Source organism: Mesorhizobium sp. M1A.F.Ca.IN.020.03.2.1 (assembly GCF_004023205.1).
Taxonomy (GTDB): domain Bacteria; phylum Pseudomonadota; class Alphaproteobacteria; order Rhizobiales; family Rhizobiaceae; genus Mesorhizobium.
Map to the genome: position 1 here is coordinate 1 of NZ_RZSV01000210.1, position 9,703 is coordinate 9,703.

The 9,703-nt window shown below is 60.5% G+C and carries 8 protein-coding genes and 1 pseudogene; 5 read left to right on the top strand and 4 right to left on the bottom strand.

Going from position 1 to position 9,703, the window contains the following annotated elements; translation table 11 throughout:
• Positions 1-147 precede the first annotated feature (147 nt).
• The 3 genes from EOA79_RS25295 to EOA79_RS32980 all read right to left on the bottom strand — a co-directional run bounded on the left by EOA79_RS25295 (position 148) and on the right by EOA79_RS32980 (position 1,739).
• On the bottom strand, positions 148-495 hold the full coding sequence (locus EOA79_RS25295) for a hypothetical protein (RefSeq protein WP_095825050.1): 348 nt from the start codon (positions 493-495) through the stop codon (positions 148-150).
• Positions 496-705: 210 nt separating this feature from the next.
• Entirely contained in the window at positions 706-1,215 is a 510-nt protein-coding gene (locus EOA79_RS25300) for a hypothetical protein (RefSeq protein ID WP_127334708.1), read from the bottom strand.
• A gap of 11 nt (positions 1,216-1,226) precedes the next feature.
• Complete coding sequence (locus tag EOA79_RS32980; protein WP_164748126.1) at positions 1,227-1,739, bottom strand: hypothetical protein; 513 nt, start codon at positions 1,737-1,739, stop codon at positions 1,227-1,229.
• A 203-nt stretch (positions 1,740-1,942) separates the two neighbouring features.
• Here EOA79_RS32980 and EOA79_RS25310 point away from each other — a divergent pair, with 203 nt between their 5' ends.
• Together EOA79_RS25310 and EOA79_RS25315 are read left to right on the top strand one after the other, a co-directional pair.
• The gene (locus EOA79_RS25310; RefSeq protein ID WP_095825052.1) at positions 1,943-2,416 is read left to right on the top strand and encodes a hypothetical protein; all 474 of its coding nucleotides are present in this window, start codon (positions 1,943-1,945) and stop codon (positions 2,414-2,416) included.
• A complete protein-coding gene (locus tag EOA79_RS25315; protein ID WP_127334709.1) occupies positions 2,413-5,142 on the top strand; it encodes a hypothetical protein in 2,730 nt (909 codons plus the stop codon). Before EOA79_RS25310 ends, EOA79_RS25315 begins: the two co-directional genes overlap by 4 nt.
• 8 nt (positions 5,143-5,150) lie before the next feature.
• Here EOA79_RS25315 and lepA read toward each other — a convergent pair whose 3' ends face one another.
• Positions 5,151-6,956, bottom strand: coding sequence for a translation elongation factor 4 (gene lepA / locus EOA79_RS25320; RefSeq protein ID WP_067323374.1), 1,806 nt, complete (start codon positions 6,954-6,956; stop codon positions 5,151-5,153).
• A gap of 424 nt (positions 6,957-7,380) precedes the next feature.
• Between lepA and EOA79_RS25325 the strand changes: the two genes are divergently transcribed.
• The 3 genes and pseudogenes from EOA79_RS25325 to EOA79_RS25335 form a co-directional block, all read left to right on the top strand.
• On the top strand, positions 7,381-8,445 hold the full coding sequence (locus tag EOA79_RS25325) for a pilus assembly protein TadG-related protein (RefSeq protein ID WP_095825054.1): 1,065 nt from the start codon (positions 7,381-7,383) through the stop codon (positions 8,443-8,445).
• A 286-nt stretch (positions 8,446-8,731) separates the two neighbouring features.
• Positions 8,732-9,433 (top strand): DUF1223 domain-containing protein, encoded by a 702-nt coding sequence (locus tag EOA79_RS25330; RefSeq protein WP_095825055.1) that lies wholly within the window; start codon positions 8,732-8,734, stop codon positions 9,431-9,433.
• Positions 9,434-9,517: 84 nt separating this feature from the next.
• Positions 9,518-9,703 (top strand): annotated as a pseudogene (locus tag EOA79_RS25335) (hypothetical protein); the annotation flags it as partial.

Sequence of the window (9,703 nt, forward strand, 5' to 3'; positions counted from 1 at the left end):
TTGGCTTGGCGGTCATTTGGCGGTGGCAAGTCCGGGCGAGAGGTTTGGTGCCTGCCCCTTAGCCGATACGGGCCGGCGGATAAAGGCGGGAGCGATGGGCCAAGGGAGGGGCAAGCTCCCTTCTCCCACAAGGGGAGAAGGGGTGCCCTACTCCGCCAGATCCACCGTCTCCGTCGAGTGGTCAGTGCAGATGAAGCAGCAGGTGTCGCACGGCTGGTCGTTGTCGGGGCCGACGCCGGCGGTGACGGAATCGTTGCCGACCACCCAGGCGCCCCAGCAGATGTGCTCGCCGGGCTCGCAGGAGATCGGCACGGATTTTCGCGCCTGCGGGCGGATGAAGAAAACCTTGTCGCCGCCCGGCCAGACCTTTTCGCTGTCGCGGCTGAACAGCTCCAGCGCGACGCCGTCGGAGCGCTGGTTGCGGACAAAGACCGACATGTCGGCGGCGAAGGCCGGCGCGGTGAGGAGAAGAGCGGCGAGCAGAGCGCGAATCATGGCGAGGGTTCCCGAGGGGGAGTAGAGCACGGGAAGCACCGGTAATCTCCCCCCTCGAGGGGCCCTCGAGGGGGAGATGGCCGCGAAGCGGTCAGAGGGGGTCCTTGCGCGTAGAACGCCGACCTCATCTCGTGCCGCACGGCGTCGGCGCTCCACGCGCGGCGACCCCCTCTGTCGCCTTTGGCGACATCTCCCCCTCGAGGGGGGAGATCAGCGCCTCACCACCACATGCGGCGCGAATTTCTTCACCGCCTCGATCAAGTCCTGTTCGTGGATGTCGAGCGAGGAGATCTCCATATGCACGGTGGTCTTGCCGAAGGGCATCAGGCCGAAGGCGTTGGCGGCGGCGTATTTGATCGCGTCGGGCGGCTCCTCGGTGAGCTCGAAATTGAGCATCGCCGCACCCTTGCCGCCGGAGGCGAGGCGCACGCTCCGCACCTTGTTCCACGGCACCAGCACGTCGCCGGCGCGAGCATCGCGGAAACCGCGCTGATCAAGCGTGACCTTGACCGAATTGTCGAAAGCGCCGCGCGAAATGAAGACGCCGAGCGCAAGGAAGGCGACGCCGAGCAGCGCGATCCACAGCACATGGCCGCCGGACGCGCCCGAGGCGAGGCCCTGCAGCGCGCCGAAGCCAAAGATGCCGCCGATCAGGAACGGTCCCACCGCCGGCAGGATCTTGCCGGAGGCGCTGTTGCGGATTTCGAGCGGCGCGGCCATTTTTCGGCCGCTCACCGTTCCGGTTTCAGCAGCGTCCAGATCCAGCCGATGAAGGTGAGGACCAGGAACGGATAGCCGGCGGCGGGCAAGGGCGCGGATGTGGGCAGCAGCGGCGCGCCCCACAGGATCATCGCCGCCGAGACGACGAAGAGCAGGGCCGCGACGAAAGCGGTGAGCCGCATCCAGAGCGCGAAGGTCGCTTGTGCGCTGACCATGACCAGCCCCGCCGCCCAGAGGCAAATGCCGCCGACATAGGAAGGCACGCTGGCCTCAAGGCCCGCCGCATTGCCGGCCAGAAGCAGGCTTTCGCCGGCGAGGTAGGTGAGGAAGCCGGCCGCAACGACATCATTGCCGAGCCGCTGGTATTTCATGGTGAGAAGTGCTGCCGCGACGACGACCCCCACGCCATCGATGGTCCACAGCGTCTCGCGCAGCGCGTCGCTGGCAACGAAGGTGCCCGCCAAGCCAAAAGCGCCGCCGATGGCGAGGCCGATCGCGGCGACGGTGTCCGAGGTGGAGCGCATGCGATGTCTCCCCGAGCCGGGGAGAGGATACGCCGATGTGGGGGGATGGTGAAGCACGACAAAGCAACGGGAACGCGAGGCTGCCCCGCTTCAGATCGTGTAGTAGTACTGCATTTGTGTATTGTAGCCTTTTGTGGCTTCTGAGTCGCGCCGACTAGCCACACGGCATTGGCTTTAATCAAAACGAGAGTAGCAATTCGCTCATGCTGAAAGTGCTTCAGGACGAACATCGCAAAAATTTCTGGAATTTGCTCGCGAGTATTTCGGCGGCCCGCGGCGCAAAAGCGCGGGGCGAGATACCTTCAGTCGGCCACGCCAATCTCCTCCATTTTTATGCAGCAGAGGTAGGTTTGAAATATCTACTAAGTAAAACTGCAAAAATACCATTTCGGCATGAAATCATTGGAGGAGTCGAACATGTCGAATTCTTTGGCCATAGGATCGCAGATATGATTGCTCGCTTGAAGGTGCCGGCGGCTAGAGTGCCTGCCCCGCCGAAGGCGACCTTTAGGTGCGTTCCTGGTTTTAAGGATGGGACGGGCGGGCAGCGATTCTCACTGAGCCAAGCCCATGAGGCTTGGAGATACGGGTTGACAATCGACATTGCGGATGAAGCCGATATTACTGGTTACCTGGCACAGGTCACCGCGTACTTGGAGAAGGAACTGCCCAAATGATTGTACGCGACTCTTTGCGAGTAGCCGAACTGATTTCGTGGGTGGATGTCGCACGGAGATTGTCCAGCATTGACCTCGTTGGCGGACCATTATCCCCACCCAATGGGCTAATCTCTACATCTGCCTATTGGAGCGGATTGGAAATCGTCATCACGCGAGATGCTGATGAAACCGCGATGCGTGATTGGCTCAAAGCGGTGTTCGGAAGTTGGTTGAATGCATCTGACGAACTAGACATGCGCATCGAGCTTTCAGCGCCGCATGGCATGGAAACGCTTCCAGTCGCTATAGTGCGAAGCCTTGAGATTGAGCCTACAAAGAAGATTTTCGAACCTAGTGCTGCCCTCAGCGGGGAGCGGTATTTTGATATTGACTTTCCAGTTCGAACGGAAAAATGGGGACCGTCAATATTTGCGTTCCACAGTGTCAAAGGAGGCGTTGGAAGAACAACAACCGCATTGGCGTTTTCACTTGAATTGGCAAATAGAAATGCTGGGCCGGTTTTGTTAGTTGACGCTGACTTCGAAGCCCCTGGAGTTAGCTTTCTACTTCAAAGCAGAAAATCTGGTTTCACGATTTCGTTAGAAGATTTTCTAGCTCTCGCCCATGCTGATCGATCGGATGGTTTTTCATCCACCATCGACTTCGTTGCGACGCGAATGGTCGACCAGTTGGTAAATGGAATCTACGTACTGCCTGTCAAACGTCTGCTTGATGACCTATCGGGCTTTGCAATCAGGCCTGAAAATTTGCAGGCTGCTCGTAGCAATGATCCCTTCGTTGTTCCGGACTTGGTACGCGATCTAGCAGCGCATTTAGGATGCAACGCGGCAGTGGTAGACCTACGCGCAGGTTTGGTCGATGTATCGATCCAGTTTCTCGCCGATCCATCTGTTGATCGAGTGTTCGTCTCGAGCACGTCGGGCCAGTCTGTAGCCGCCCTAACAAGTATGATGCGGACGCTTGGTATGCTCGAAGAACAGACCGGCGTTCCAGGGCGGCAGCCGTTCGTATTGTTTAACCAACTTCCGTTGTCTCGTTTCGGCGATTTTAAATATCGCGGCGATCTTGCAGGACGGCTCACCTTGAGTGCGGCTGAGGAGTTCCCTTCGTTTGCCGACAATGATTATATCGAGGCAAGCCCCGTCGCTGTCGGGTTCATTCCACATATGGCTGAGCTTATCGGTATGTCCGGCGAGTGGGATACCTTCGTAAGAGAGCTTTCTGCATCTAGCTTCCTTACGCAGCTCAAATCTGAAATGGCAAATTGGTCCGGATGGGAAGCGTTTAACGAATTAGATCAACAGGGGCCGATAGTTGCTACGCCACCACAAGAGGCAGACAAGCGTTGTCGGCAATTGGAGGAATTCGCTTTCAAGTTGACGTTTGCAGAGACCGCTGACGAGCTTGCAACCCCACTTGTAACTCCCCCCCTTGAACGGCTTGCTACCGACTTTTTAAGCCAACCGCCTGTCGTGGTTGTTGAAGGAGCTAAGGGAACAGGAAAGACACTTACTGCACGGTTCCTTCTAGAGCGAGGCAGCTGGAGAGCTGCTGTGGCAGCCCTCCAGACCACAAATCAGAGTTCGTTTGAAGGTTCTTTCATACCCATGTTCGGTTCGCTCACCAGCGACAGAATCACATCGCTCGTCGCCGATAGAAGGATTCAAGCTAGCAGCAGTCTGACCGGAGAGAAGCCATCAACGCTCTCGGAAACCACCCAGGCAATTCGAGCTCTCCTGGCAACGTCGGCACAAAGCGACTGGTTAGGCTTCTGGTTATCTCAAATAGCAGCGTCGGCGGGGTTCAGAGGCGATACGGCCTGGGCTGATTTTCTTTCTGCAGCAAAGACATCAATGATGCGGCCTGTTGTGCTCATAGAAGGGCTCGAAGAGGTATTGACCGACCCGTTCAATAAAGCAAATGAGGCTGCGGCCCTAGCCTCGCTTCTCGTCGATGTACCTTTGAGGCTGCGGGAGGAGGCGGGCCGACCAGTCGGTTATGTTGCGTTTGTACGTGCGGACATGATCCAAGCCGCAATCACGCAGAATGCAGCGCAATTCCGCGCCGTCTATTCAAACTATGCCCTAACTTGGCGGGACATAGACATAAAGGAATTGGTCGTCTGGTTAGTGAGCAACAGCGGGGCCATCCCTAGGATATGGTCAAGTGACTGGCGGCTCTCACATTCCTCATCTGAACTGCAGGAGAGGGACTTACGGCGGATATGGGGCATGAAACTTGGAAAGGATGATAGCCGCGAAGCGAGAACAACTGAATGGGTTATTTCGGTACTTACTGATCTTACGGGACGACTCACGGCCAGAGACCTAGTTCGCTTTGTGAGTGAAGCCGCAAAGCATTCACGGGGAGTAAAACTTGAGGACAGACTGCTAGCGCCCTCGGCGCTTAAAACCGCCGTCGATTTTACAAGCGAAAAGAAAGTAGAAGAATATCCAAAGGAGGTCGCACAGCTGGAGACTATATTCGAAAAATTTAAAAAGACACCTGGGTTTGTTACCCCATTTACTCGCATAGAAGCTCAAACCGTGGGCTTGTCAGACATTGATTTGGAAAATCTAGAGAAATACGGCGTCGCATATCAAGAGGATGGTCGCTTCGAAGTCCCGGAACTGTTTAGAATAGGTCTCCAAATGCGGAGAGGCGGTGCAAGGCCGAACATCATAAGTTTGACCAGACGAGCGCGTGAACGAGCGCGGGCCTAACTGCAGGCTCAATCCCCCATCTTCAGCGCCTGGATAAACGCCTCCTGCGGGATATCCACCTTGCCGAACTGCCGCATCCGCTTCTTGCCCTCTTTCTGCTTGTCGAGCAGCTTGCGCTTGCGGGTCACGTCGCCGCCGTAGCATTTGGCGGTGACGTCCTTCCTGAGCGCCGAGACGGTCTCGCGGGCGATGATGCGGCCGCCGATGGCCGCCTGGATCGGGATCTTGAACAAGTGCTGCGGGATCAGCTCCTTCAGCTTCTCGCACATGGCGCGGCCGCGCTTTTCGGCGGCCGAGCGGTGCACCAGCATGGACAGCGCGTCGACCGGCTCGTCATTGACCAGGATCGACATCTTCACCAGGTCGCCCTCGCGATAGTTGGTCAGGTGATAGTCGAAGGAGGCGTAGCCCTTGGAGATCGACTTCAGCCGGTCGTAGAAGTCGAACACGACCTCATTGAGCGGCAAATCGTAGGTCAGCATCGCACGCTTGCCGACATAGGAGAGATCGGCCTGGATGCCGCGCCTGTCCTGGCAAAGCTTCAGGATGCCGCCGAGATAGTCGTCCGGCGTGAGGATCGTGGCGCGGATCCACGGCTCCTCGATCGAGGCGATCTTGACCACGTCGGGCATGTCGGCCGGGTTGTGCAACTCCTTAGTCGTGCCGTCGATGAGGTTCATGCGGTAGACGACACTAGGCGCGGTGGCGATGAGGTCGAGGTTGAACTCGCGCTCCAGCCGCTCCTGGATGATCTCCAGGTGCAACAGCCCGAGGAAGCCGCAGCGGAAGCCGAAGCCGAGCGCGGCGGAGGTCTCCATTTCATAGGAGAAGGAGGCGTCGTTGAGGCGCAGCTTGCCGACGGCGGCGCGCAGATCCTCGAAATCGGCGGCGTCGACAGGGAACAGGCCGCAGAACACCACCGGCTGCGCCGGCTTGAAGCCGGGCAGCGCCTTTTGCGTCGGGCGGCGGTCCTCGGTGATGGTGTCGCCGACGCGGGTGTCGGCCACTTCCTTGATCGAGCCGGTGAAGAAGCCGAATTCGCCGGGGCCGAGCTCGTCGACATTGACGCGGGCCGGCTTGAAGACGCCGGTGCGCTCGACGAGATACTTTGCGCCGGTGCCCATCATGCGGATGGTCTGGCCCTTCTTCATCACGCCGTCGATGATGCGCACCAGAACGATGACGCCGAGATAGGCGTCGTACCAGCTGTCGACCAGCATGGCTTTCAGGGGTGCCGCAATGTCACCCTCGCGCGGCGGCGGCAGCTGGTGGACGATCGCCTCCAGCACGTCCGGCACGCCCAGGCCGGTCTTGGCCGAGATCAGCACCGCGTTGGAGGCGTCGAGGCCGATCACCTCCTCGACCTGCTCGCGGATGCGCTCGGGCTCGGCCGCCGGCAGATCGACCTTGTTCAGCACCACGACGATCTCGTGGTTGTTGTCGATCGCCTGGTAGACATTGGCCAAGGTCTGCGCCTCGACCCCTTGCGAGGCGTCGACCACCAGCAGCGAGCCCTCGCAGGCGGCCAAAGAGCGCGACACTTCATAGGCGAAGTCGACATGGCCGGGCGTGTCGATGAGGTTCAGCACATAATCCTCGCCGTTTTTGGCGCGGTAGTTCAGCCGAACGGTCTGGGCCTTGATGGTGATGCCGCGCTCACGCTCGATGTCCATCGAGTCCAGCACCTGCTCCTTCATGTCGCGCTCTTCCAGCGCGCCGGTGAGCTGGATCAGCCGGTCGGCAAGCGTGGATTTGCCATGGTCGATATGGGCGACGATGGAGAAATTGCGGATGTGGTCGAGGGGCGTCGTCATGCGGCGCGCTTTAGCAGGGGCGGGTTTAAGGGGCAAGCGGTGGGCCCGGGGAGATCGGAGCAGAGCAGGCAAACACGCTCGCCAATGTCTGAACACGGCCAATGATCGGAGGCCGGCGCTGCCCCTCATCGCCCTGCCGGGCACTTCTCCCCGTAAGTGACGGGGAGAAGGGACTGGCCGCCGCCTCGGTACCTTTCTTGCAGCTTTCCAAATTGGCGAAATCGTCGATGGGGGCGCCTCTCTCCCCGTTACCATACGGGGAGAGGATGCCGGCAGGCAGGTGAGGGGCAGCGCAAGCGTTTGAAGGCTAGGGCGCCTCCGCGCAAAAATTCAAATCCACTTAAACTTTCATGCACTCATTTTGGGCATATCTCCACCTCTGGTGGCAGGCAGGTTGCATTGCCGGTGTGTATGGGGTTGGGGCATGTTCTCGTCGGCAAGAGATTTCGTTCGATCGCAAGGCGGCTCGATGCTGCCGATGATGGCACTGTTGGCGATCCCGCTGCTGCTCGCGGTCGGCTTTTCCGTCGACTACACCTCGGCGGTGACGACCAGGAGCAACATGCAGCAGGCGCTGGATGCCGCGATCCTGTCGATCACCACGCTGCCGACCACGACCTCGAAGGCCGATCGCCAGACGGCGCTGCAACAAGCCTATGTCGCCAATAGCGGGCTGGGCGACGCGACGCTCACCGCCGTCAACGTCGCCGCCGACGGCACGGCGACGTTCAGCGCCACGGCGGCCTATCCGATGCCGACCAGTTTCATGCAGATCGCCAGGATCAATTCGGTCGATGTCGGCGTCGGTTCCTCGGTGCGCAAGGCGCCGGCGCTGGTCCAGTCCACCTTCAAGGTGACGAAGGTGTCGGGCTACTGGAACAAGACGATGACGCTCTACGGCACCCAGTTCGGCCAGACCAAGGCCAAGCCGCTGATGACGATCAGCTATAATTACAACGGCTATGGCGACCCGAAGGGCTACGGCACAACCACCGTCAGCACTATCAACGGATCGACGACGACCGTGGTGCAGAAACAGGTCTGCACGACCTCGACGGTCGACAATTTCAGCAATCTGCCGAGCGGGGCGATCACCCAGACCAGCGGCAGCAACAAGTACGTCACGACCTGCGCCGATACCTTCTATCCGGCCAATGGCGCCGGCGCGGTGATCGATGTCAGCCAGATGGACCAGCTCTATCTGCAAATGGACGTTCCCTCGGGCAACCCGAAGGTGCTGAAGTCGAACGATCCCAACACCTCGAACCGGCTCTATATCGGCACCAGCGCCACCGATATGCCCGAGGTCGCGACCGGCCAGAAGGTCGACATCTTCACCTCAGTGCCCTGCGGCCAGACCGGCTACCAGGCCTGGGAAGACGGCGGCAACCCGGTGCCGGCGCCGGTTTCCAATGCCGATTTCTTCTACAATGTGACCGGCAAATGCGCCTTCAACCAGCGGCCGTCCGAGACGGTGCTGACGCAGTAGCGCCCTCCCTTCTCCCCTTGTGGGAGAAGGTGTCGCCGAAGGCGACGGATGAGGGGTGCTCCAGCTTGGTGGCGCCTTAATTCTAGACAAGAATCTAGCAGACGCGCTCGCGAGCGTCTCACTCCGCTGGAGCGCCCCTCATCCGTCTCGGCGCTGCGCGCCGATCCACCTTCTCCCACAAGGGGAGAAGGGGAAGGCGCCTCTCAATCACAAACCGGTGAAGCTGTAACGAAGTCCTCCGCGGCGGCGAAATGGGAGCATCGCCCCGCTACGGAGACTGCTTCCCATGACCGGATTGAAGACAAGGATCGGCCTGCTTGCCGGCGCGGCATTTGCTGCGCTTGCCGCCACGCTCGATGCCGCTTCCGCCGAGCCGCTTACCGTGGTCGAGCTGTTCACCAGCCAGGGCTGCTCGTCCTGCCCGCCGGCCAATGCCAATCTGATCAAGATCAAGGACCGTCCGGGCGTGCTGGCGCTGTCCTTCAACGTCACCTACTGGGACTATCTCGGCTGGAAGGACATTTTCGGCCGGCAGGAATTCACCCAGCGCCAGGTCGCCTACGAGCCGCCGCTCGGCCATGACGGGCCGTTCACGCCGCAGGTGGTGGTGAACGGCAGCGCCGACGCCGTCGGTGCGGCGCCCGGCGAGATCGAGCGGCTGATCTCGACAACCCCGTACGCCAAGGGTCCGGCGCTCTCGCTCGGCGACGGCAAGGTGAGCATCGGCGCCGGCACAGCGCCCGGCGGGGCGGCCGATGTCTGGCTGGTGCGCTACGCACGCGGCGTCGTCGAGGTGCCGGTGGCGCGCGGCGAGAACACCGGACGCACGCTGCCGCATGCCAATGTCGTGCATTCGCTGCAGAGGCTCGGCCGCTGGAACGGCGAGGCGACGACGCTGCCGCTGCCTGCGGCACCCGGGGGCTTGAGCACGGCAGTGCTGGTGCAGACGCCGGCCGGCGGGCCGATCCTGGCCGCCGCGGCAAACTGATTTTTCTTTTCGCGCGGGGCCGCGGCAGGCGGCAACGCTTAACCAAGGGCCCGCATCCGCGCGCCAAACCAAAGGAGAACTAGCATGACCAGATTCCTCACGCTGCCGGCGCTGGCTTTCGCGCTTGCCGCTGCCGCGTTCGTTGCCGGCGCCCGCGCCGACGACACGACCGACGCGATGAAGCCAGCCAATGCGATGGCGACGGAAAGGATGAAGCCGGCGACCGATGCTATGATGCCGACCGGCGCGATGAAGCCCGCGGATAAAATG

Bases quoted from the DNA above. Each gene is read 5' to 3' on its own strand.
- EOA79_RS25295 (WP_095825050.1), bottom strand. From the start codon at position 495: ATGATTCGCGCTCTGCTCGCCGCTCTTCTCCTCACCGCGCCGGCCTTC.
- EOA79_RS25300 (WP_127334708.1), bottom strand. From the start codon at position 1,215: ATGGCCGCGCCGCTCGAAATCCGCAACAGCGCCTCCGGCAAGATCCTG.
- EOA79_RS32980 (WP_164748126.1), bottom strand. From the start codon at position 1,739: ATGCGCTCCACCTCGGACACCGTCGCCGCGATCGGCCTCGCCATCGGC.
- EOA79_RS25310 (WP_095825052.1), top strand. From the start codon at position 1,943: ATGCTGAAAGTGCTTCAGGACGAACATCGCAAAAATTTCTGGAATTTG.
- EOA79_RS25315 (WP_127334709.1), top strand. From the start codon at position 2,413: ATGATTGTACGCGACTCTTTGCGAGTAGCCGAACTGATTTCGTGGGTG.
- lepA (WP_067323374.1), bottom strand. From the start codon at position 6,956: ATGACGACGCCCCTCGACCACATCCGCAATTTCTCCATCGTCGCCCAT.
- EOA79_RS25325 (WP_095825054.1), top strand. From the start codon at position 7,381: ATGTTCTCGTCGGCAAGAGATTTCGTTCGATCGCAAGGCGGCTCGATG.
- EOA79_RS25330 (WP_095825055.1), top strand. From the start codon at position 8,732: ATGACCGGATTGAAGACAAGGATCGGCCTGCTTGCCGGCGCGGCATTT.